General features: G+C 70.6%; 24 protein-coding genes. 13 read left to right on the top strand and 11 right to left on the bottom strand.

What is annotated here, in order from left to right; genetic code table 11:
* Positions 1 to 121: 121 nt before the first annotated feature.
* From LPN01_RS08690 to LPN01_RS08715, 6 genes are all read left to right on the top strand, one after another.
* Positions 122 to 808: a response regulator transcription factor gene (locus tag LPN01_RS08690; RefSeq protein ID WP_262827981.1), complete on the top strand. Its 687-nt coding sequence runs from the start codon at positions 122 to 124 to the stop codon at positions 806 to 808.
* Positions 795 to 2,150, top strand: coding sequence for a sensor histidine kinase (locus LPN01_RS08695; RefSeq protein WP_262827982.1), 1,356 nt, complete (start codon positions 795 to 797; stop codon positions 2,148 to 2,150). Before LPN01_RS08690 ends, LPN01_RS08695 begins: the two co-directional genes overlap by 14 nt.
* Before the next feature lie 101 nt (positions 2,151 to 2,251).
* Entirely contained in the window at positions 2,252 to 2,905 is a 654-nt protein-coding gene (locus LPN01_RS08700; RefSeq protein ID WP_262827983.1) for a Dps family protein, read from the top strand.
* A 13-nt stretch (positions 2,906 to 2,918) separates the two neighbouring features.
* The gene (locus LPN01_RS08705; protein WP_262827984.1) at positions 2,919 to 3,449 is read left to right on the top strand and encodes a DUF3833 domain-containing protein; all 531 of its coding nucleotides are present in this window, start codon (positions 2,919 to 2,921) and stop codon (positions 3,447 to 3,449) included.
* A 5-nt stretch (positions 3,450 to 3,454) separates the two neighbouring features.
* Entirely contained in the window at positions 3,455 to 4,171 is a 717-nt protein-coding gene (locus LPN01_RS08710) for a VIT family protein (protein WP_262827985.1), read from the top strand.
* 74 nt (positions 4,172 to 4,245) lie between these two features.
* On the top strand, positions 4,246 to 7,815 hold the full coding sequence (locus LPN01_RS08715) for a GAF domain-containing protein (RefSeq protein ID WP_262827986.1): 3,570 nt from the start codon (positions 4,246 to 4,248) through the stop codon (positions 7,813 to 7,815).
* A 9-nt stretch (positions 7,816 to 7,824) separates the two neighbouring features.
* On the opposite strand, the gene LPN01_RS08720 is transcribed toward LPN01_RS08715, so the two are convergent.
* Positions 7,825 to 8,895, bottom strand: coding sequence for an ATP-grasp fold amidoligase family protein (locus LPN01_RS08720; RefSeq protein WP_262827987.1), 1,071 nt, complete (start codon positions 8,893 to 8,895; stop codon positions 7,825 to 7,827).
* Positions 8,896 to 8,974: 79 nt separating this feature from the next.
* Positions 8,975 to 9,466 (bottom strand): hypothetical protein, encoded by a 492-nt coding sequence (locus LPN01_RS08725; protein WP_262827988.1) that lies wholly within the window; start codon positions 9,464 to 9,466, stop codon positions 8,975 to 8,977.
* A 120-nt stretch (positions 9,467 to 9,586) separates the two neighbouring features.
* Here LPN01_RS08725 and LPN01_RS08730 point away from each other — a divergent pair, with 120 nt between their 5' ends.
* The gene (locus tag LPN01_RS08730) at positions 9,587 to 10,264 is read left to right on the top strand and encodes a phosphatase PAP2 family protein (protein ID WP_262827989.1); all 678 of its coding nucleotides are present in this window, start codon (positions 9,587 to 9,589) and stop codon (positions 10,262 to 10,264) included.
* Here LPN01_RS08730 and galE read toward each other — a convergent pair.
* Positions 10,261 to 11,253 (bottom strand): UDP-glucose 4-epimerase GalE, encoded by a 993-nt coding sequence (gene galE, locus LPN01_RS08735; protein WP_262828027.1) that lies wholly within the window; start codon positions 11,251 to 11,253, stop codon positions 10,261 to 10,263. The genes LPN01_RS08730 and galE overlap by 4 nt on opposite strands.
* Positions 11,254 to 11,323: 70 nt before the next feature.
* Here galE and msrA point away from each other — a divergent pair, with 70 nt between their 5' ends.
* Positions 11,324 to 11,863, top strand: coding sequence for a peptide-methionine (S)-S-oxide reductase MsrA (msrA, locus tag LPN01_RS08740; RefSeq protein ID WP_262827990.1), 540 nt, complete (start codon positions 11,324 to 11,326; stop codon positions 11,861 to 11,863).
* Positions 11,864 to 12,071: 208 nt separating this feature from the next.
* Here msrA and LPN01_RS08745 read toward each other — a convergent pair whose 3' ends face one another.
* From LPN01_RS08745 to LPN01_RS08780, 8 genes are all read right to left on the bottom strand, one after another.
* Positions 12,072 to 12,851 carry a sigma-70 family RNA polymerase sigma factor gene (locus LPN01_RS08745; RefSeq protein ID WP_262827991.1) on the bottom strand — a complete coding sequence of 260 codons (780 nt, stop codon included), beginning with the start codon at positions 12,849 to 12,851 and terminating at the stop codon, positions 12,072 to 12,074.
* A complete protein-coding gene (gene flhA / locus LPN01_RS08750) occupies positions 12,848 to 14,854 on the bottom strand; it encodes a flagellar biosynthesis protein FlhA (RefSeq protein WP_410482821.1) in 2,007 nt (668 codons plus the stop codon). Before flhA ends, LPN01_RS08745 begins: the two co-directional genes overlap by 4 nt.
* 70 nt (positions 14,855 to 14,924) lie before the next feature.
* Entirely contained in the window at positions 14,925 to 15,773 is an 849-nt protein-coding gene (locus tag LPN01_RS08755; RefSeq protein ID WP_262827993.1) for a lytic transglycosylase domain-containing protein, read from the bottom strand.
* Positions 15,774 to 15,987: 214 nt separating this feature from the next.
* On the bottom strand, positions 15,988 to 16,302 hold the full coding sequence (locus tag LPN01_RS08760) for a flagellar protein FlgN (protein ID WP_262827994.1): 315 nt from the start codon (positions 16,300 to 16,302) through the stop codon (positions 15,988 to 15,990).
* Positions 16,289 to 16,597, bottom strand: a complete 309-nt coding sequence (gene flgM / locus LPN01_RS08765; RefSeq protein WP_262827995.1) for a flagellar biosynthesis anti-sigma factor FlgM — start codon at positions 16,595 to 16,597, stop codon at positions 16,289 to 16,291. The genes LPN01_RS08760 and flgM overlap by 14 nt, the downstream gene beginning before the upstream one ends.
* A gap of 90 nt (positions 16,598 to 16,687) precedes the next feature.
* Complete coding sequence (locus tag LPN01_RS08770; protein WP_262827996.1) at positions 16,688 to 17,212, bottom strand: flagella basal body P-ring formation protein FlgA; 525 nt, start codon at positions 17,210 to 17,212, stop codon at positions 16,688 to 16,690.
* Positions 17,209 to 17,748, bottom strand: a complete 540-nt coding sequence (locus LPN01_RS08775) for a hypothetical protein (RefSeq protein ID WP_262827997.1) — start codon at positions 17,746 to 17,748, stop codon at positions 17,209 to 17,211. Before LPN01_RS08775 ends, LPN01_RS08770 begins: the two co-directional genes overlap by 4 nt.
* Entirely contained in the window at positions 17,745 to 18,392 is a 648-nt protein-coding gene (locus LPN01_RS08780) for a MotA/TolQ/ExbB proton channel family protein (protein WP_262827998.1), read from the bottom strand. Before LPN01_RS08780 ends, LPN01_RS08775 begins: the two co-directional genes overlap by 4 nt.
* A gap of 293 nt (positions 18,393 to 18,685) precedes the next feature.
* On the opposite strand from LPN01_RS08780, the gene flgB reads away from it, so the two are divergent.
* Genes flgB through LPN01_RS08805 form a run of 5 tightly spaced genes read left to right on the top strand, consistent with a single transcriptional unit; the run spans position 18,686 to position 22,262 of the window.
* Positions 18,686 to 19,039 carry a flagellar basal body rod protein FlgB gene (gene flgB, locus LPN01_RS08785; RefSeq protein WP_262827999.1) on the top strand — a complete coding sequence of 118 codons (354 nt, stop codon included), beginning with the start codon at positions 18,686 to 18,688 and terminating at the stop codon, positions 19,037 to 19,039.
* 4 nt (positions 19,040 to 19,043) lie between these two features.
* Positions 19,044 to 19,451 carry a flagellar basal body rod protein FlgC gene (gene flgC / locus LPN01_RS08790; protein WP_262828000.1) on the top strand — a complete coding sequence of 136 codons (408 nt, stop codon included), beginning with the start codon at positions 19,044 to 19,046 and terminating at the stop codon, positions 19,449 to 19,451.
* A 2-nt stretch (positions 19,452 to 19,453) separates the two neighbouring features.
* Positions 19,454 to 20,170 (top strand): flagellar hook assembly protein FlgD, encoded by a 717-nt coding sequence (locus tag LPN01_RS08795; RefSeq protein WP_262828001.1) that lies wholly within the window; start codon positions 19,454 to 19,456, stop codon positions 20,168 to 20,170.
* A 44-nt stretch (positions 20,171 to 20,214) separates the two neighbouring features.
* Positions 20,215 to 21,483: a flagellar hook protein FlgE gene (locus tag LPN01_RS08800; RefSeq protein WP_262828002.1), complete on the top strand. Its 1,269-nt coding sequence runs from the start codon at positions 20,215 to 20,217 to the stop codon at positions 21,481 to 21,483.
* A gap of 26 nt (positions 21,484 to 21,509) precedes the next feature.
* Entirely contained in the window at positions 21,510 to 22,262 is a 753-nt protein-coding gene (locus tag LPN01_RS08805; RefSeq protein WP_262828003.1) for a flagellar basal body rod protein FlgF, read from the top strand.
* Positions 22,263 to 22,272: the final 10 nt, after the last annotated feature.

Genomic DNA, 22,272 nt, shown 5'->3' on the forward strand with positions numbered 1-22,272 from the left:
CACCCGTATCGGACCCATGGCCGCGTTAGCCCGGCGGAGCCGCCCGCGCGACTAAATCCCGGTTCAGAGTCTGAACTGCTATTCAGTTGACGGCGGCGGCCGGCGTGACGAACTGGGGCGCGTGACGCACATCCTGCTCATCGAGGACGACGCGGGGACCGCGAACGAGATCGCGCTGGAACTCGCCGCGGCCGGGCACAGCGTCACGCATCGTGCCGCGATCGGCGACGGACTGGCAGCGATGCGCGCGCCCGCGCAACGGCCGGTCGACCTGCTGATCGTCGACCGGCAATTGCCCGACGGCGAGGGGCTGGACCTGATCGCGACGCTGCGGGCGGAGGGGTGTCGCACCCCGGCCCTCGTGCTGAGCGCGCTCGGCAGCCTGGACGACCGGGTGCGCGGCCTGCGCGCCGGCGGCGACGATTACCTGCCGAAGCCGTTCGCGCTCGTCGAGCTGGTGGCGCGCGTCGAGGCGCTGCTGCGCCGTCCCAACGAGACGCGCGACACCCGGCTGATCGTCGGGCCGCTCGATTGTGACCTGCTCGCCGGCACCGCGACGCGCGCCGGGCGTCCGCTCGAACTGCTGCCGCGCGAACTGAGGCTGCTCGACTATCTGATCCGCCGGCCGGGGCGGATCGTGACGCGCTCGATGCTGCTCCAGGACGTGTGGGGCTATACGTTCGAACCCAACAGCAACGTCGTCGACGTCCATATCGGCCGCCTGCGCCGCAAGGTCGATGCGGAGGGCGAGGTGCCGCTGATCCGCAACGTGCGGGGGCAGGGCTATGTCTTCGATGTTCCGGGCTGATCCGCGCCGCCGCGCGACGTTGCGCTGGGGCGGCGCGATCGCGGGGCTGCTCGTCGTCCAGTCGCTGGTCGCCGCGGCGATCTTCTGGGCGCTGGTCAACGCCAGCCACGCGCGCGAGGTCGAGGCTGCGGTCGCTGCCGATTGCCGCTTCTTCGCCGCGACCCCGCCCGCCGAACGCCGCGAGGAACTGCGCGAGATGCTGGCGCGCGACATCCATCGCGACCGCTTCCTCGCTCTCTTCGACGCGCGCGGCGCACTGATCGACGGCAACGTCGCACGGCTGCCGGCGCTGCCGCCGGGGGGCGAGGCGAGCGCCATCGCGACGGTGGCGCCGACCCAATTGCCGGGCAAGAGCAGCGACGTCGCGCGCCTGCGCCTGTGCACCCTGCCGGGTGGCGAACGGCTGCTGACCGGGTTCGACCTGGACGATGCCGAGGACGCGCTGCGCATCGCCGAGCGCGCGCTGTTGCTGGGGTTGCTGCCCGGCCTTGCGCTCGCCATCGGGGTCGGGCTGGTCGCCGGGCGCCGTGCTGCGCGCCAGGTCGACACGGTGCGACAGGTCACGGCGCGGATCGTCGCCGGCGCGCTCGACGAGCGGCTGCCGGTGCCGCAGCGGCCCGACAGCTTCGGCCTGCTCGCCGCGCATATCAACGCGATGCTCGACCGGCTCCAGTCGCTCGTCGCCGACGTACGCGGGGTCGGCGACGACATCGCGCACCAGCTGCGCACGCCGCTCACCCGGCTGCGCGCGCGGATCGAGCGCGGCATGGGCGAGGCGCGCGATGCCGCGGCGTTCGAGGCGGTGGCCGAGGCGGCGCTGGTCGAGATCGACCAGCTGCTCGGCATCGTCGCGGCGTTGCTGCGCGTCCGCGAACTGGAGGATCACGCGCGCCGCAGCCGCTTCGCCCCGGTCGACCTCGCCCGCGTCGCTGCCGATGCCTGCGAATTGTATCGCCCCACCGCCGAGGACCGCGGCGTCGATCTGGATTGCGCGATTGCCGCGGTCGATCCCGTCGAGGGCGACGCGAGCCTGTTGATCGAGGCGATCGCGAACCTGCTCGACAATGCGATCAAGTTCGGCCCCCCGGGCGGCCGCGTGACGCTGTCGCTGCGGCAGGTGGCGGACGGGGTGGTCGTGACCGTCGCCGACGAGGGGGCCGGCGTCCCCGTCGCCGAACGCGCGCTCGTCACGCAGCGCTTCTATCGCGGCCGCCACGATTGCGACGGCGCGGGGCTGGGGCTGAGCCTCGTCCGGGCGATCGCCGATCTGCACGGTTTCACGCTGCGCTTCGCCGACCGCGGCAGCGCGGTGTCGCTCGTCGCCCCGCCGCGCCGATCCTGAACGCGAATTTAGACAACCCGTCGCGGCATCGCACGTTCGCTCCTCCGTCATCCCGAACCGCCGCCGGCGTGCGGCGGTCCGGATCATCGAAAGGACGAACCATGCGCAACATGCCCTGCCGTGCCACCCTGGTCGCGGTCGCGACGCTGGTCGCCATGCCCGCTCTGGCGCAGGAGGGACCGTTTCCCGCCAACAGCGTCAGCGATCGCATCCATGGCGGTCCGCAGGGCGCGGACCAGCGTGCCTCGGTCCAGGCGTTGCAGCAGACGCTGACCGAATTGCAACAGCTGCAGCTCCAGACCAAGCAGGCGCATTGGAACGTGTCGGGCACGCTGTTCTACCCGCTGCACGAACTGCTCCAGGAGCATTACGAGGGGATCGCGAAATATGCCGACGAGGTCGCCGAACGGCTGCTCGCGATCGGCGTGTCGTCGGATGGGCGCGCCAGCACGATCGTACGCACCAGCCGCATTCCGGAATATCCCGGCGGCTTCGTCGACGATGCGCAGGTGATCGGCTGGTTCGCCCGCAACTACAAGGTGACGAGCGATGCGGTGGGGCAGGGCATCAAACTGTCGGAGGACAAGGATCCCACGACGTCCAACCTGTTGCAGGAGGTGCAGCACGGCATCGACAAATACCAGTGGCAGATGCGCGCGATGATCCAGCCCACCGCCACCGATCCGAACGGCGGCGCCGATATCAACGCTGGCCGTGCGGTGCCATCGCTGGCAGGGTCGCCGCGTGGCAGCTGATCCGACCCGTGGCATGAACCGCCGACCCGCATGCGCGGCGCTGCTGGCGCTTGCCGCGCTCGGGGGCGGGGCGGGCTGCGTGCCCGGCGGCCGTACGCCGCCGCCGCTCGTCCCGGGCGCGCCGGCGTTCGATCCGGTCGCGTTCTTCGCCGGGCGGACGCACGGCACGGGCGCGCTGCACATCGTGTTCAGACGGGCGCAGGCGACCGACGTGCGCGGGGTCGGCACGCCGGCGGGCGATGGCGGGATCGTCCTCGACCAGGATGTCGTGCAGGGCACCGCACCGCCGAAGCACCGGCGCTGGCGGCTGCGCCCGAACGGGCCGGGACGCTATGCGGGGACGCTGACCGACGCGGTCGGACCGGTGGTCGCAACCGCGCGGGGCAGCGGCCTGCGGATCGCCTTCGCGATGAAGGGCGGGCTGAAGGTCGAGCAGCGATTGTCGCTGCAACCGGGCGGGCGCGTCGCGCTCAACGTGATGACCGTCCGCAAGCTAGGCGTGGTCGTCGCGCGGCTGGACGAACGGATCGAGCGACAGGAGTGACCGCCATGACCCCATCCGAACGCGCCGCGCCGGTCGAGCGCCATCTGGTCCACCGGACGGGCTGGCTGCGCGCGGCCGTGCTCGGTGCCAACGACGGCATCATCTCGGTTTCCAGCCTGCTGGTCGGCGTCGCCTCGGCCCCCAGCGCGACGCATGCCGCGGTGCTTCTCGCGGGGACCGCGGCGCTCGTCGGCGGCGCTTTGTCGATGGCGGCGGGCGAATATGTCTCGGTCAGTTCGCAGTCGGATACCGAGCAGGCGGACCTGGTGCGCGAACGCGCCGAGCTGGCGAGCGCGCCCGAACAGGAAACCGCCGAGCTCGCCGCGATCTACGAAGGGCGCGGCGTCACGCCCGCGCTGTCGCGGCAGGTCGCCGAACAGATGATGGCGCACGATGCGCTCGGGGCGCACATGCGCGACGAGCTGGGTCTGTCGGAAGACCTCGCGGCACGGCCGGTGCAGGCCGCCCTGTCGTCGGCGACGGCGTTTACGGCGGGGGCGATCGTGCCGGTGGTCATCGCGCTCGTCGCGCCGCGCGACGTCGTCAGCATCGCGGTGTCGATCGGCGCGCTGCTGTTGCTCGCGCTGCTGGGCGGGATCGGTGCGCGGGTCGGCGGCGCCCGGATGGCGCCGGCGATCGCGCGCGTCACCTTCTGGGGCGCGGTGGCGATGGGCGTGACCGGCGGCATCGGCCACCTGATCGGGTCCGCCACGCCCGTCTGACGTATTGCAAAGCCACGTTTATTCGCCATGACGCGCGGCCGCGCTTGCGATAGGATCGCCGCATGGAACGGCCGATGACGAGTCCGTCCGGGGGGACGGATGCGACCCGCGAGGCGCTGGAACCGGTGGCGGACGGACCCGTCCCGCCGCGCGACCGGCGGCTGCACCAGCAGGCGCTGATCGTCGAGGCCAGCGAACGGCTCGCCAAGACCCGCTCGATCGACGAGGTGGTGGCGGTCCTGCGCGAAACCGCGCGCGCCGCGGTCGGCGCGGAGGGGATCGCGGTCGTCTGCAAGGACGGCGACCGATGTTCCTACGTCGCCGAGGACGCCGTCGCGCCGCTCTGGCAGGGGCAGAGCTTCGCCGACGACGGATGCGTGTCGGGCTGGGTCATGCGGCACGGCCGGACGGTCACGATCCCCGACGTGCGACTCGACCCGCGCGTCCCGCAACAGGCCTATGCCGCGACCTTCGTGCGCAGCCTCGTGATGGCGCCGATCGGGCGGCCCGAACCGGTCGCGGCGCTGGGCGCCTATTGGTCGCATGTCGCCACCCACGACGCCGAAACGGTCGCGCGGATCGAAAGCCTCGCGCGGCTGGCGACGATCGCGATCGAGAATGCGCGGCTGGCGCAGGCGCGCGACCGCGCCGCCGCGTTCGGCGCCGCGCAGGGGCGGATCCTGGAACTCGCGGTCGAGGACGCGCCGCTCAGCGCGACGCTGGACGCCATCGTCCACGAAGTCGAGGCGCTGTCGCCGGCGGGGGCGATCGGGTCGATCCTGCTGCTCGACGCGGACGGCACCCGCTTGCGGCACGGCGCCGGCCCCAGCCTGCCCGCGACGTTCAATGCGGGGGTCGACGGGATCGCGGTCGATTCCGATTGCGGACCGTGCGCGCGCGCGATCGCGCGCGACACGCCGGTGTTCGTGCCCGATATCGCGGCGGATGCGCAATGGCCGGGGTTTCGCGACCTCGCGCTGCGGCACGGCCTGCGGGCCTGCTGGTCGCTGCCGATCCGCTCGACGCAGGGCACGCTGCTCGGCACCTTCGCGATGTATCACCGCGAACCGCGCGCGCCGGCGCCCGCCGATCTCGACATCGTCGATTTCGTGGTCCGCACCGCAGGAATCGTCGTCACCCGCGCGCGGACCGAAGCGAGCATGCGCGCCAGCGAAGCACGCTATCGCCAGATCGTCGAAAGCGCCGACGACTTCGCGATCGTCAGCCTCGACGCGGCGGGGATCATCACGGGCTGGAACCGCGGCGCGGAACGCGTGGTCGGCTATGCCGCCACGGAGGCATGCGGCCAGCCGGTCGGGCTGTATTTCGTGCCCGAGGATCGCGCCGCCGGTGCGCCCGAGCGCGAGATGGCGCGCGCGCGGAGCGAAGGCCGCGCCGTCAACGAACGCTGGCACGTCCGCAAGGACGGTACCCGCTTCTGGGGATCGGGCGTGACCATGCCGCTCGCCGCCAGCGAGGGCGGCTACCTCACCATCTTCCGCGACCGCACCGGCGAGCACGAGGCGGAGGCGGCACTGCGCGAGAGCGAGGACCGGCTGCGCTTCTTCGCGCAGATGGACGAACAGCTGTTCGGCGCGGCGGACGCGATCGACGCGATGGCGGTCGCCGCCGGGCTGCTCGGCCGCAAGCTGCGGACGTCGCGCTGCGCCTATGCCGACGTCGCCGCGGACGGCGACCGTTTCTGGATCCGCAGCGACTATTGCGCGCCCGGCGTCGCGAGTTCGACCGGCTCCTATAGCCTCGACCTGTTCGGCCCGCGCGCGGCGAGCGACATGCGCGCCGGCCGCACGCTGGTGGTCGACGAGGTCGCGCGCGAAGTGCCGGCCGAGGGCGGGCGCGACGCCTTCCGCTCGATCGGGGTGGAGGCGATCGTCTGCTGCCCTCTCATCAAGGACGGTCGGCTCGCCGCGATGATGGCGGTGCACCAGGATCGCGCGCGGCGCTGGTCCGCATCCGATGTCGCGCTGGTGCGCGAGGTGGTCGAGCGGTGCTGGGCGCATGTCGAGCGGGTCGGCGCCGAGGCGCGGCTGCGCGAGAGCGAGGAACGGCTGCGGCTGGCGGTCGACAATGCCGATGTCGGCTTCTGGGACGTCGACGTCGTGACCGACACGCTGATCTGGCCGCCGCGGACCAAGGCGATGTTCGGCATTTCGGCGGACGTGGCGGTGACGATGCAGGATTTCTTCGACGGCCTGCACCCCGCCGATCGCGACGTCACGATCGCCGCCTATCTCGCCGCCGCCGATGGCGACGTGCGCGCGCTGTACGACGTCGAATATCGGACGCTGGGCCGCGAGGACGGCGTCGAACGGTGGGTCGCGGCCAAGGGGCGCGGCGTGTTCGATGCGGCCGGACGCTGCCTGCGCGTCGCCGGCACCGCGGTCGAGATCACCGCCCGCCGCCGTGCCGAAGAGGCCTTGCGCGAGTTCAATACCACGCTGGAGGCGCGCGTGGCGGAGGCGGTCGGCGAACGCGAACGCGCGCAGGAGGCGCTGCGACAAAGCCAGAAGATGGAGGCGATGGGCCAGCTGACCGGCGGCGTCGCCCACGATTTCAACAATCTGTTGACCCCCATCGTCGGCAGCCTCGACCTGCTCCAGCGCAAGGGGGTGGGCGGCGAGCGCGAACAGCGGCTGATCGCCGGGGCGATCCAGTCCGCCGACCGTGCGAGGACGCTCGTTCAGCGGCTGCTCGCCTTTGCGCGGCGCCAGCCGCTCCAGTCGGTGGCGGTCGACATCGCGCGGCTGGTGCAGGGCATGGGCGAGCTGATCGGCAGCACGACCGGCCCGCAGATCCGCGTCGTGGTCGACGTCGGCGACGACCTGCCCGCCGCGATGGCGGACCCCAACCAGCTCGAGATGGCGCTGCTGAACCTGGCGGTGAACGCGCGCGATGCGATGCCCGACGGCGGGACGTTGCGCATTTCGGCGCGGGCGGAGACGACGCCCGCGCATCACCACACGCGGCTGGTGCCGGGCACCTATGTCCGCCTGTCGGTCGCCGACACCGGCACGGGCATGGACGATGCGGTGCGCGCCCGCGCGATCGAGCCGTTCTTTTCGACCAAGGGCATCGGCAAGGGCACCGGGCTCGGCCTGTCGATGGTGCACGGCCTGGCCTCGCAGCTCGGCGGCGCGCTGGCGATCGAGAGTCGCGAGGGCGTCGGGACCGACGTCGAACTGTGGCTGCCGATCAGCGCCGAGCCGGCGGAGGCCGCGCCCCGGCCGGCGCAGGCCACCGGCACCGCCGCGCATCGCGGCATCGCGCTGCTGGTCGACGACGAGGAACTGGTGCGGATGAGCACCGCCGACATGCTGGCCGACCTCGGCTATGCCGTGATCGAGGCGGGGTCGGCGGAAGAAGCGGTGCGCCTGCTGGCGGGGGACCGCATGCCGGACATCGTCGTTACCGACCACCTGATGCCCGGCATGACGGGTGCCGAACTGGCCCGCCACATCGGCGCGCTGCGGCCCGGCCTTCCCGTGCTGCTCGTGTCCGGCTACGCCGACGTCGGCGGGGTCGACACCGCGCTGCCGCGGCTGGCCAAGCCGTTCCGCAAGGACGAACTGGCGGCGGCGCTGGCGACGATCACCGGCGCCGGCGAAGGCGCGATCGCGGCCTGACCGGCCGTGTCAGGCCGCGGCGACGCGCTGCGGATCGTCGACCGCGGCACCGTCCCGATGCCCGTCCGCGGCCCATGCGCGGCGCAGCGCACGCATCAGGATTCCGCTGTAGACGTGATGCGTCGGGTTGAGCGCGTGGTCGCCCTCGATCGACGGCGCGATGCCCAGCGACGCGGCGGGGGTGAACGTCATCTCGCCGAAATAGATGCCGTCGGCGCCGTCGTAGAGGTCGACGCGGACGAATTCGAACGGGGCGGCGAGCGCACGGGCGGCGGCGATCATCGCGGCGATCCGGTCGGGCGCCGGCAGGCGAAGGCTCCCGGGCGGCACGAGCCCGTCGTCGGGATCCATCGGCGCGAAGTCGGGCAGGCGCAGCAGGCGGCTCCACGGCCTGCCGAACCGGCCGTGATCGACCTGGCAGACCAGCGGCTCGCCGCGGATGCAGTGGAATTTGTAGTCGTCGGGCGGTGCCGGCGTCGCGGTCGGGACCATCGCCTCGACCAGCACCTTGCCGGGCAGCAGGCGGTACTGCATCTCGCGCATCACGCCCGAATAGTCGGTGGCGGCGAGCTGGTGGAGCAGGCGCACGTCGTCCGCCGACGACAGGTCGCGCAGAAAGGTCACCGCGCCGCTCGCCTGCGACGGCTTGGCCACCGCCTGCATCCCCGCAAAGGGGCGCAGCCGCGCGAACAGGTCGTCCGGGGATGCGACCGCATCCATCGGGATCACCGCCAGCGTGTCCGGCATGCGCAGCGTCGGGGCAAGGCGCGTCGCCTCCGCCTTGGCGGTGTCCTTGTCGACGAACGCCAGCTGGAGCGGTGTCCAGTGCGGTTCGATCATCGCGGCGAAGATGACGTCGTTGATGAGCGCGTCGGGGTGTTCGGGCGGCAGCGGCCAGCGCCCGAACCGCTCGTCGAAATGCTGGCCGGCGATGAGGTGGTTGAACGCCCGCGTCGGCGGGGCGAGGCGCCGGAAATCCGCCCAGCCTATGTCCGACCGGCGCACGTCTCCCCCCTCGCGGTCGTCGGGCTGGGCGATGGTGGATACGGGGGACGACGACGGGATCGGAAGGTCACGCATGCTGCGACCTTAAGCAGGTGTCATCGGCCGGCGAAAGCCGGTTGGAACAACAGGTTGTGCGAAAGTCGCGGAGGATGCCCTAACCACCCGCGCCGGGCAGGTCCGCGCCGTCGAGGCCCGCCAGCGCCCTGGCGGTCGCATAGCAATCCTCGATATGCGCGTTGCCCGCGAGCTTCATCGCGCCGAAGCTGATCGTCGCGGCGACCGCCGATCCGATCAGCGGCACGTAGCGCGCGACCGACGCGGTCGCGACGCGCACCCCCATCCGGCGCAGCAGCGCGATCACCACCCGCTTGCTGACCGCGCGACCGATGACGTTGTTGCCGAGCGTGCCCGCGATCGCCAGCACCTGTTGCGCGCGCGTCGCATCCATCTTGCGCACCTGATCCTCGCGCAGGCCGAAGCGTTCGCTGATCGCGGGCAGCAGCTTGGACAGCAGGCCGACGTCGGCGACCAGATCGGCGCCGGGAATGGGCACGACCGCGACCCCGGCGGACACGGCGGCGCGCTTGGTCACCATGCGGCGGCAGTCGTTGCGGATGGCGTCGAGGTCGGCAATCGTACGGATCATGTCTGGCTCCCTGGCGGGGGAAACGTGCTCCGGCGCGATCGGATGCGCGGCGACGAAAATAGTCGTGCGGCGCGACGCGGGCGATGGCACCCCGCCGCACGTCCGGGCGTTGCCCGCCGGATGAACCAGGTAGACACCCTCCATGCCGGCGCCCGGCGCCTGCCGCCGCTGCTCGTCGGCATGGCGCTGATCGCGGCGGGGCTGGCGGTGCTGCTCGCCGGTGCCTTCGCCACCAGCCGCTATCCGTTCGCGTTCGATCGCGCGATCATCGTCGGCCTGCGGCAATGGGGCGGGCCGTCGTGGCTGCCCAAGGCGGCCGCCGACATCACCGCGCTCGGCGGCGGCGTCGTGCTGACGCTGGTGGTGGCGATCGTCGCGGGGTTCCTGCTGGTGCAGCGGCTGTGGCTGACCGCGGCGGCGACGGCGATGGCGTGCCTGACCGGCGGCTGGGCGGTCGACCTGGTTAAGGGACAGGTGCTGCGCGCGCGCCCCGACCTCGTCCCACATCTGGTCGATGCCGGCGGCTACAGTTTCCCGAGCGGCCATGCGACGTCGAGCGCGGTCGCCTATCTGACGCTCGCCGCGCTGGCGGGGCAGGTGACGCCGGACCGCGTGGCGCGCCGCTACCTGCTGGTCGTCGCGGTGCTGCTGGTCGGCGCGATCGGATGCAGCCGCGTCTACCTGGGCGTCCACTGGCCGAGCGACGTGCTGGCCGGCTGGAGCTTCGGCACGCTCTGGGCGCTCGGCTGGTGGACCGCCACCGCGCGGGCCCGCGTCGCGATCGGCGGCGAACGCTAGTCGCGCAGCGCCAGCTTGCGTTCCCACGCCAGCGCGTCGCGGACGATCGTGTCGAGGTCGTCGTGCCGGGGCCGCCACGGCAGCGCCGCCAGGATCGCGCTGTTGTCCGCGACCAGCGCGGCGGGATCGCCCGCACGGCGCCCCTCGTAGCGACGCTGGATCGTCAGATTGGTGACGCGGTCGACCGCATCGAGCACCTCGTTGACCGAAAAGCCGCGGTTGTAGCCGGCGTTGAGCGTGTGGCTGCGCGTCGGTTCGGCGATCAGCAGGTCGAGCGCGGCGACATGCGCCGCGGCGAGGTCGCTGACATGGATATAGTCGCGCACGCCGGTGCCGTCGGGCGTGTCGAAATCGGTGCCGAACACCGACACCGCCTCGCGCTTGCCGGTCGCCGCCTCGACCGCGATCTTGATGAGGTGGGTCGCACCGACCGTCGACTGGCCCGAACGCCCCTGCGGATCGGCGCCGGCGACGTTGAAATAGCGCAGCGCGCAATAGTTGATCGGGTGCGCCGCGGCGACGTCGCGCAGCATCGCCTCGGTCATCAGCTTCGACATGCCATAGGGGTTGATTGGCACCGTCGGATCGCCCTCCTGCACCGGCACCCGCACCGGCGATCCATAGGTCGCCGCGGTCGAGGAAAAGATGAAATGGGCGACGCCCTCGACCACCGCGCTTTCCAGCAGCGCCCGCGTCGCGGCGGTGTTGTTGCGATAATATTTGAGCGGGTCGGCGACCGATTCGGGGACGACGACCGATCCGGCGAAATGCATGATCGCGCGCACGTCGTGGTCGCGGATCGCGGCGCGGACGGCATGATCGTCGGCGACGTCGGCGCGCACCAGCGTCGCACGCGGATCGACCGCCCAGTCGAACCCGGTCACCAGATTGTCGAGCACGACGACATCGTGGCCCGCATCGAGCAGCGCCAGCACCGCGTGGCTGCCGATATAGCCGGCCCCGCCGGTCACCATCACCTTGCCGTCCATCGTCACCGCTACGCTCCCGCCTTTTGTGCGCCCTAGCGCCTTCCTACATGGGGAGCAAAGGAGACATGAGATGACCGAATACGTGACACTGGCCGGGGGATGCTTCTGGTGCACCGAGGCGGTGTTCAAGGACGTGATCGGCGTCGAGAGCGTCGAGAGCGGCTATATCGGCGGATCGGTGCCGAACCCGACCTACCAGCAGGTGTGTGGTGGCGACACCGGCCACGCCGAGGCGATCCGCATCGGCTTCGATCCTGCGCAATTGCAGCTCGGCGACCTGCTCGACATCTTCTTCGCGACGCACGACCCGACGCAGCTGAACCGCCAGGGCAACGACGTCGGCACGCAATATCGCTCGGCGATGTTCCCCGCCGACGATGCGCAGGCGGGCGAGATGCGGGCCGCGATCGAGCGGGCGCAGGCGGAGTCGGCCAAGGCGATCGTCACCACGATCGAGCCGATGACGGACTGGTATCCCGCCGAGGGCTATCATCAGGACTATTGGGAAACCTCGGGCCGGGCGAACCCCTATTGCATGGCGGTGATCCCGCCGAAGCTCCAGAAGCTGCGCAAGAGCTTCGCCGCGCGATCGAAGGCGGTGACGGCGTAAGAGATGTACGTTGCGGGCGATCCCCGCAATTCCTCCCCTGCATTTGCAGGGGAGGGGGACCGTTCGCGCAAGCGAATGGTGGAGGGGCAGCCAAGCAGGACCACCGCGCGTCGCTGCCCCTCCACCCCCCGGCTGCGCCGGGCGGTTCCCCTCCCCGTGCCGGGGCGGAATGAGTCGTTCGACCGGCGGCGCTTCTCCTGATTGGTCCCTACACCTTCCGCGCCAGCGCCTTCTTCAGCCGGCCGTGCGCGGCGGCCTTGATCTGGCAGACGCGGGCCGAGCCGACGCCCAGCACCTGGCCGATTTCCTCCAGGTTCAGTTCCTCGACGTAGTAAAGCTGGATCACCTGCGCCTCGCGTTCGGGTAGTGCGCCGATCGCGGCGATCAGCGTGTCGCGCAGGTCGCTGTCGGCGAGCTGTTCGAAGGCGTCGGGGGTGTCGTCGGCGAACCAGGGCAGGTCGTCCGAATAGACGTCGTCCATCGATTCGAAGCGCACCGCCTCGGCCGTCTCGTATTCCGCGCGCAACCGTTCGATCGTCACGCCCAGCTCGCCCGCCAGCGCCGCCTCGTCGGGCGCGCGGCCGGTCCTTGCCGTCAGCGTCGCCACCGCGGCATGATATTGCCGCCGCCGCCGCATCGCGCCACGCGTCGTCGTCGCCTGTCGGCGCAATTCGTCGATCATCGCGCCGCGCAGCCGGGTCTGGAGGTAGGCGCGGAACTGCGCGCCTTGCTCGGCGGCCTGGCCGACCGCCTCGACCAGCGCGACGAGGCCGATCTGGACGAGGTCCTCGACGTCGACGATCGTGCTCATCGATCCGTGGACGTGCCAGGCGATGCGGCGGACCAGCGGCAGATATTGCCGGATCACCGCCTCCTGGTCGCCGCCGGGTCGAGAGGCGCGCGAATAGGTGAGCGGACCCTGCGGGACCAGCGCCGCCGGGGCCGGCTGCGCGCCGGCGAACGCGCCCTGCATCGGTTCCGCGCTCATGCCGCCAGCGCCTGTTGCTGCGACCCGCCGATCACCGCGACGACCTCGACCGCCTTTTCCTCGGGCACTTCGAAGAACGACAGGACGGGGGTGTCGGGCAGGACGGTACGGACCAGCTTGCGGATCGCGATGCGGATCGCGGGCTGGACGACGAGCGCGAAGGGCTTGGCCTCGGCGATCAGCGGTTGCGCGGCCTGCTGCAGTGCATCGACGATCCGCCGGCCGAGATCGGGCTCGATCACGTGGCGGCGCGAGGTGTCGGCGCGCGCGGCCTGGCCGAGCAGCCCTTCCAGCTGCCCCTCCAGCGTCATCACGCGCAGCGGTTCGCGCACGCCGCACAGCTTCTGGATGATGAGCGGGCCCAGTTCGGGCCGGATCAGCTCGATGATCTCCTCGGCGTCGGCGCTGCGCGTGGCGGCGACCGAGATCGCCTGGGCGATACGACGGAACTCCTTCAACGGGACGTTCTCCGCGAGCAGGCCCTTCAGGACCTGGGTGAGGGTGGTGAGCGGCAACGGGTTGGGCGTCAGCGACGCGACGAGGTGCGCGGCGCGCTCCTTCAGCCCGTCGAGCAGCGACTGGACCTCGTCGGGGCCGAGCAGCTCGGTCGCGTTCGCGCCGAGCAGGTGGTTGAGGTGCGTCGCCATGACGGTGCCGGCATCGACGACGAGGAAGCCCGCGCCGGTCGCCGCATCGGCGTCGCCGGCGGGGATCCAGGTCGCGTCGAGCCCGAAGGTCGGGTCCTTCGCCTTCTTGCCGGCGAGCTGGCCATAGGCCTGCCCCGTGTCGAGCGCGAGCATCTCGTCGGGCGACACCTGGTCCTCGCCCAGCACCACGCCGTTGACGAGGATGCGATAGGTGTAGGGCGCGAGGTTGATGTCGTCGCGCACGCGGCATTGCGGCACGACGAAGCCGAGGTCGCGGCTCAGCTGGCGGCGCACCCCGGTGATGCGGCCCATCAGCGGCGCGCCGCGGCGCGGATCAACCAGCGGCACCAGCCCGTAGCCGATGTCGAAATTGACCTGCATGCCGTCGGTGACCTCGTCCCAGCCGATCTTCGACGGGTCGGCGGGTTCCTCGGCGACGGCGGGCAGCGCGGCGGCGACCGGGCGGCGTTCGATCTGGCGCAGCTTCCAGGCGGCGAAGCCGGCGATGGCGGCGGTGGTCAGGATCACCAGATGCGGCATGCCCGGCAGCAGGCCGAGCAGGCCGAGGATGATCGCGACCGGGGTCCAGGTGCGCGGGGAGCCGAACTGGCCGCCGATCTGGCCGGCGAGGTCCTTGTCCGACGACACGCGGGTGACGATCGCGGCGGCGGCGATCGACAGCATCAGGCTGGGCAGCTGCGCGACGAGCGCGTCGCCGATCGCGAGCAGGATATAGCTCTTCGCCGCGGCGGCGATCGTCATGCCGTGGCTGACCGGCCCGAGGATCAGACCGCCGATGACGTTGGCGGCGAGGATCAGCATCGCGGCGACCGCGTCGCCCTTCACGAATTTCGACGAACCGTCCATCGAGCCGTAGAAATCGGCTTCGGTCGCGACCTCGACGCGGCGCTTCTTGGCATCCTCGGGCGTGATGAGGCCGGCGTTGAGGTCGGCGTCGATCGCCATCTGCTTGCCGGGCAGCGCGTCGAGGGTGAAGCGCGCGGAGACTTCCGACACGCGGCCGGCGCCCTTGGTGACGACGATCAGGTTGATGATCATCAGGATCGCGAAGACGAAGATGCCGACGACGTAATCGCCGCCGATCAGGAAGGTGCCGAACGCCTCGATGACGTGGCCCGCCGCGCTTTCGCCCTCGTGGCCGTGGACCAGCACGATACGCGTCGAGGCGACGTTGAGGCCGAGACGGAACAGCGTCGCGAACAGCAGCACCGTCGGGAAGGACGAGAAATCGAGCGGCTTCTGCGCGTTCAGCGACACCATCAGCACGGCGAGGCTGATCGCGATGTTGGCGACGAAAAAGATGTCGAGCAGGAAGGCCGGGATCGGCACCACCATCACGACGACCAGCAGCAGGATGGCGAGCGGCAGCGCGGCGCCGCGGCCCTGACTGAGGAGCTTGTTCACGTCAGCGGCCCCCCATGCTGGCGAGCATCATGTAGGCGAGGCGGGCGTTGTTCGGGGACGGCCGCAGCAGGCTGTTCGCCGACGCGCCGCCGGTGTTGAGCCGGCCCATCGCCTGGTTCGCCCAAGCGAGCGCGTCCGACGCGCTTTCGTTGCTGCCGGTGACGACGGTCGATCCGTCCACGTCGAGCGCCTGTGCCGCAAAGGCGAGGTTGGCGCTGCGCGTCTCGTTGACGCTGTCCGATGCCGCGCCGAGCTTGTCGGCGAAGCGCTGGTAGATCGCGGACAGCGAGCGCGGCTGGCCGTTGGCGCCGTAGAAGATCGAGCGGTTGGCGCCCGCAGCCTGCGGGAACAGCGACGCCGCGGTCGCGCCGGGGTTGTCTTGCATCGCAGACAGGAACTTCTTGGCGCCGCCCAGACCCAGGAAATGCGCCATGTACAGGTCGGTGCCGTTGGTCGTGCGGCCGAGCGCGCCCTCGAGCACGCCCTTGTTGTCGGAGGCGTGCTCGGCCGCCATCAGCGAGGCGGCGGTGGGATCGTTGCGCAGCGCGAGGATCGCCGAGCGGGTCGCGCCGTCGCCGACGGTGTAGCGCCCGCCCGCGGTCTGGCCGATGCTGTTCGCGGCCCATGCCATGCCATGCTCGGCGCCGTGCTTCTTGACGACCGCCAGCCAGCTCTGCTCGACGAACTGGTACAGGCCGGACGCCGACGAGGTGCCCGCGCGCGCATTGGCGTTGAGCCCGCTTTCCAGCTTGGCCTGGCCGAGCAGATAGTCGAAATCCACGCCGGTCTTGCTGCTCGCAAGCGCGATCGCGGATTGGACGCGTCCGGCAGAGATCGGATTGACGGTCATCGCGGAAAAAGCACACCCCTGTTGTCAGTGGGTGTTCAGCAAGAGCCGTGCCAGATGCTTGCTCGCCTATCGCGCCAAGCTGACATCCCCGCGAAGGCAGGAATCGAGACGCGCGGGCGACGCTTCGGCCGCGGGCGTCAGCGTATATGGATCCCCGCCTGCGCGGGGATGACGGTGAAACGGGCGGCGGCCGGTTCCCGGGCCCCCGGCCCGGTCAGGCGTAGGCGGACACCAACGTCGGGCGATACCCGTGGCCGGCATCGCCGGTCAGGATTTGCAGGCGGCGGCGGACATTTGCCGCCATCAGGTTGACGTAGATCCGGCAGGTCTCGTTCAACCGGTTCGCCTCGTCGGCCAGTTCGCGGATCTCGTCGCCTGCGGGGCCGGTGCCGAGCGCGGCGACCTGTTCGATCCCGGCCAGCTTGTCCTGCGTCGCGCGTTCCAGCGCGACGACGTCGTTGCTCTTCAGCGCCTCGATCTCCGCGTGCAGCGCGTCGATGACGCGGATCAGGGCCTCACGCCGCTTCATGACCGTCCCAGTTCAGCCGGAGTGCAAGGAGCCGGTCGGCGATCGTCGCCGGCAGGATGGGAAAGGATCCGTTCTGGATGGCCTTCTTGATCTCGCCGACGCGGTCGCTGTCGACCGGCGGTTCGGCGGCAAGCGCCCTGGCGAGGTTGCTGAGTTGCGTCGTCGCAGCCGGTGCGGGCGCCCGTTGCGCCGCCTGTTGCAGCGCAGGCTGCACCGACGGCGCGGCCGCGGGTGCGGCGATGCGCGAAACGCTTCCGCTTCCGTTCAGCGGCGTTGAGCCGATCGAGTCCACCATGTCCGCACCTATCTGTGTTGCCTGACATGGGGGTAAACGGCCGCCTTGCGATTGACTTTAGAGAAAAAGATTCGAGCGGTGGCAGGGGCTTCAGTCGACCCAGCCGGGCAGCGTCGCACGCCCTGCCTCGACCGCAATCGCCTGGACCGGGTTGCGGGTGTCCTCCACCTTGACGAGGAAGCGGCCGCCCGGCGGCGCGTCACCCAGCGCGACGCCCTCGCGGCTAATCGAAAAGCCGGGTGAGCCCGCCTCGATCACCACCGGATCGCCCCGCCGTATCACCGGTTCGGCCTTTGCGGAGACGACCGCCGCGGGGCGGGCGGCGGCAATCGGCGGCGGCGCGGCGGCGGGGCGGATGACGGGCACGAAGATGCGCCAGTCGGGACCCGAACAGGACACGACCACCGCATCGTGTGCATCCGTCCGCCACGCGAGCGCGACGGTGGCGCATTGCGCCAGCCGCAACCGGGGATCGATCGCGGTCCGCGCCCCGCCCTCCGCCCCGATCGGGCGGCTGGTGAAGGCGGCGACCGCGCGGTCGAGGCCGCCGGTATCCTGGAACGCGATGGCGCCGCCCGCAGGCGCGGCGGCGAGGAGCAGGGAGAGGAGGATCATGGATGCTGGTCCGATGGCTGTTCGCCGACGAAGGCGAGCGTGACGATCGCGGCGCGGCGGCCGGGCCGCGATGCGGTGGTGACGGTGATGCGGCGACTGACGCCGGCGAGCGCCGCGGCGAGCGCGCGCGCGCGATCCGCGGCGAGAATGGCGGCGCTCCCGGTCGCAGGATCGACGTCGGCGGCGCTGCCGTCGGTCGAGCCGGTGACGGTCAGCGCGACGCGCGGGTCGCGGACGGCATCGCGCGCCCACGCGACCGTCGTCGCCGGCGCCTCGGGCAGCACGGCGGAGCCGGCCGCGAAATCGAACAGGCCGGCGGCCATCATCGGCAGCGGGGCGGGCGCCTGCGCCTGCGTCGCCGCCGCCTCGGCAGTGCCGCCGAAGCTGCTGCGCAACGCCGCGGTCACCGCGGCGGGCTGTGCGCTCGCCTGCAACAGCACGAAGAAGCCGACGAGCAGCAGCGCGAGATCGGCGAGCGTCACCAGCCACAGCGGCCGGGACGGCGCGGCGTCGGGGTATCCGGTCGGGTCTGTCATGCGACGCTCTGCAAATGGTGGCGGGGCGTTTCGCGCAGCGCGAGCGCGACCAGCGGCCCCTCGATCCGCGCGCGTTCGAACGCCTCGCTGCGCCCGGCGGCGCGCAGGCGGTGGCAGACCGGCATCAGGATCAGGTTCGCCAGCAGCGCGCCGTACAGCGTCGCGAGCAGCGCGATCGCCATCGCGGCGCCGATCGCCTTGGGGTCGGTCAGCTGCGCGAACATGCCGGCGAGGCCGACGAGCGTGCCGACCATGCCCATCGCGGGCGCGGCCTCGGCGGCGGCGGACCAGACCTCGGCGGCGGCGACGTGGCGCTCGATCCGGGCCTGGCGCCGGTAGCGGAGCAACGCCTCCACCTCGCGCGGGATGGCGCCGTCGACGATCGCGGCGATCGCGGCGGCGACATCGGGGTCGGCGATCACCGACCGGTCGAGCGCGACGATGCCGTGGCGCCGGGCGATCCGCGCCTGCGCGGCGATCTGGTCCAGCAGTGCGTCCGCGCGGAAGCGGCGGCGCGGCAGGATGCGCAGCGCCGCGACCGCACGGGCGGCATCGCGCGCGGGCGACCGCAGCGCGGTGGCAAGCATCGTGCCGCCGCCGACGATGGCGAGAGCGACCGGGTCGAAGAGCTGGGCGATCAACATGCGCAAGGCATTGCAAGCCGCGGGCCAGTTTCATGCCGGGGGTGGCGACCGGTCGGTTCGGCATCGGCGAGGCGCGCGGCGTGGTTAAGCGGCGATCAACCCGCCGGAGTATGCGGCGGCAGGAGTTGCCGCCGGCCGGCAAGGGGGCGGCAATGGCTTGCCGTGACGGTTGCCGTCCGCCGTGCCGCACCCGGCAAAGCGGGAAAAATCGCATCGCCCGGGGTCGTATCGGAAAACTGGCACGGCGGTTGCTTAGTCCGTGGCAGCGCAATGGTGCGCCGGAGATCGGGCCAATGGCCGCAGACAGCCTGTTCGGAGTTCACGGGTCCGCCCTGGAAGTGCGCGCGCAGCGCATGGGCGTGCTCGCATCGAACATCGCCAACGCCTCCACGCCGGGGTTCAAGGCGCGCGACATCGACTTCAAGTCGGCGCTCGCGTCGATGGAGGCCGATGGGAACGGCGGCGATCGGGGGATCGCCGCCGCGACCAAATATCGCGTGCCGCTCCAGACGTCGATGGACGGCAACACCGTCGAGCTCAACGAGGAACAGACCGCCTTCGCCGAGAATGCGGTCCAGTATCAGACGACGCTGTCGTTCCTCAACGGGCGCATCGGCCAGATCACCCGCGCGCTGAAGGGGGAGTGAGGCGATGGCCGATCCGATGAACGTCTTCCAGGTCGCCGGCCGCGCGATGAGCGCGCAGCTGATCCGGATGAACACGACCGCGTCGAACCTCGCCAACGTCGGCGGCACGACCGGCTCCGCCGAGAGCGCCTACAAGACGATGAAGCCGGTGTTCCGCACCAGCTTCGACGCCGCCAGCGGCCTCGCCACCGTCGACGTCGAAAAGATCGTCACCGCCGGCGAGGCGCCGACCAAGGTCTACGACCCGAACAACCCGCTCGCGGACAAGGACGGCAATATCTACCAGGCCGCCGTCGATGAAAGCCGCGAGCTCGTCGACATGATGGAGACCGCGCGCTCCTACCAGAACAACGTCGAGGTGATGAACACTGCCAAGCAGCTCACCATCGATACCCTCAAGCTGGGCCGATAATCATGGTCACCACCTCTTCCGCCTTCGACAATACGCTGAGCCAGCTCGGCATCACCCGCGCCAAGAGCACCGCCGCGACCAGCACCGCGAGCGGCGCGTCGACCACGGCCAAGGGCACCAAGACGACGCTCGACCAGTCCGATTTCCTGACGCTGCTGACGACGCAGCTCAAGAACCAGGACCCGTTCGCGCCGATGGACAACACCCAGATGGTGGCACAGATGGCGCAATTCTCGTCCGTCGCCGGCATCAGCGAGATGAACAAGACGCTGAGCGGCGTCGCGACCAAGCTCGGATCGACCACCGCAAGCGACGCGATGAGCTATGTCGGCAAGACCGTGCTGACCGAGGGCTCGACTGCCTATCCGCGCTCCGCCGGCGGCCTCGACGGCGCGGTCGAGCTCGACGATGCGGCGACCTCGGTCACCGTCTCGATCTCCGACGCGCAGGGCGGCTCGCTCCGCTCGCTGCAGCTCGGCGCGCAGGCCAAGGGCACCACGACCTTCGAATGGGACGGCAAGGACGGTTCGGGCAATTCGGTCGGCGCCGGCCCGTTCACCGTCACCGCCTATGCGACCAGCGGCGACAAGACGGTGACCAGCCGCACGCTCGTCTGGGCACCGGTCGAGTCCGTGTCGCTGCCATCGAGCGGCGCGCCCAAGCTGAAGGTGGTCGGCATCGGCGACGTCGATCCGTCCGACGTCCGCTCCGCCACCTGATCCCTCCCTCTTCCCGCTGATACCCGTTTCCAAGGAGTAACCCGATGTCCTTCTACACCTCGCTCTCCGGTCTCCAGGCTTCGCAGACCGACATGAACACGATCTCGCACAACCTCGCCAACGTCTCGACCACCGGCTTCAAGAAGAGCCGCGTCGAATTCTCCGACGTCATCGCGTCGAGCGTGTCGACCGATCCGCGCAAGATGGTCGGGTCGGGCGTGGTCGTGAAGGCGACGACGCAGCAGTTCGCCGAGGGCAATCTGCAGGGGACGACCAACGCGCTCGACCTCGCGGTGATGGGCGAGGGGTTCTTCACCGTGCGCACGACGGGCGCGAGCGACGCGATCGCCTATACCCGCAACGGTGCCTTCTCGGTCGATGCGAGCCGCAACGTCGTCGACGCGCAGGGCAGCTTCCTGATGGTCTATCCGGTCGACGGCGACGGCAACGTCACCGCGACGGGTGCGGACGGCCTCACCAACCTCCAGCTCCAGCAGACCAGCGGTACGCCGGTGGCGACCAAGGACATCGCCACCTCGATCAACGTCTCGGCCACCTCGACGGTCAAGACGGTGGCGTTCGACCGCACCGACACCACGACCTACAACAACTCGGTCGCGACGCGGATCTACGATGCCAACGGCAATCCGATGACGATGACCAACTATTACGTCCGCGACAAGCTGCCCGACGCGACCACCAACACGCCGAGCACGTGGAAGGTGTACACCTTCATCGGCGACAAGCAGCTCGAGGTTGGCGGGAGCACCGCGCCGGTCACGATCACCTTCAACTCGACGGGCGCGATCTCCAGCCCGACGACGCCGATCAAGTACGATCAGTTCATCCCGCTGTCGGGCGCCGCGCCGCAGGACGTGACGCTCAGCCTCGCCAATTCGACGCAGCTGTCGTCGGCCTTCGCGGTCAACAGCAAGAGCCAGGACGGCGTCGCCGTCGGCCAGCTGTCGGGCGTCACCGTCAATTCGGAAGGCCTGATCCAGGCGAGCTTCTCGAACGGCGACATCGTGCCGCTCGGCAAGGTCGCGCTCGCCAAATTCTCGACGCCGACCGGCCTCCGGCAGATCGGCAACAGCTATTGGTCGGCGACCGGCCTGTCGGGATCGGCGACGATGGGCTCGGCGAGCGCGGACGGCTTCGGATCGCTGATGTCGGGCCAGATCGAAGGGTCGAACGTCGACATCACCGAAGAACTGGTCAACCTGATCGCGGCGCAGCGCAACTTCCAGGCGAACTCGAAGGCGCTCGATACCGCGAACCAGGTCTCGCAGACCATCATCCAGATCCGCAACTGAGCGATCGCGGCGCGCGGAGGCTTTAGATGGACAAGCTGGTCTATACGGCGGCGACGGGCCTGCGTGCGCACATGCAGGCGCAGGCGGCGATCGCCAACAACATGGCGAACGCGTCCACCACGGGCTTCCGCGCCGATCGCGTCGTCTTCGACCGGATCGAGCTGAAGGGCGGCGGGCAGCAACTCGAGGCGCGGATGCCGACCAGCGAGGAAGTCACCGACGCCGATCGCGCCCCCGGCGCGATCCAGTCGACGGGCCGCGCGCTCGACGTCGCGATCAGCGGCGCGACCGACTGGCTCGCGGTGCAGGCCGGTGACGGCAGCGAGGCCTATACCCGCCGCGGCGACCTGGAGGTTGCGCCCTCGGGCGTGCTCCAGACCGGCGACGGTTTCATCGTGCAGGGCCAGTCCGGCCCGATCACGATCCCGCCGCACGACAGCCTGACGATCGCCGCCGACGGCACGATCAGCATCGTGCCGCAGGGCGGCAGCGCCGCGAACCCGCAGGTGCTCGACCGGCTGAAGCTGGTCGACACCAAGGGGTCGAACACGGTGAAGGGGCTCGACAACCTGCTGCGCGAGCGCGGCGGCGGCGTCCTGCCCGCCAACATGGACGCCAGGGTCCAGGGCGGCGCGCTGGAAGGCTCCAACGTCAACATGACGCAGGCGCTGGTCGACATGATCGAGAACCAGCGCAGTTACGAGGTCCAGGCCAATCTGATGAAATCGGCCAAGGACATGGACGAGAGCAGCACATCCGTGATGCGCCTGCCGAGCTAAGGGAAGAAAC

It is taken from the genome of Sphingomonas sp. A2-49 (genome assembly GCF_025548555.1).
Classification (GTDB): Bacteria; Pseudomonadota; Alphaproteobacteria; order Sphingomonadales; family Sphingomonadaceae; genus Sphingomonas.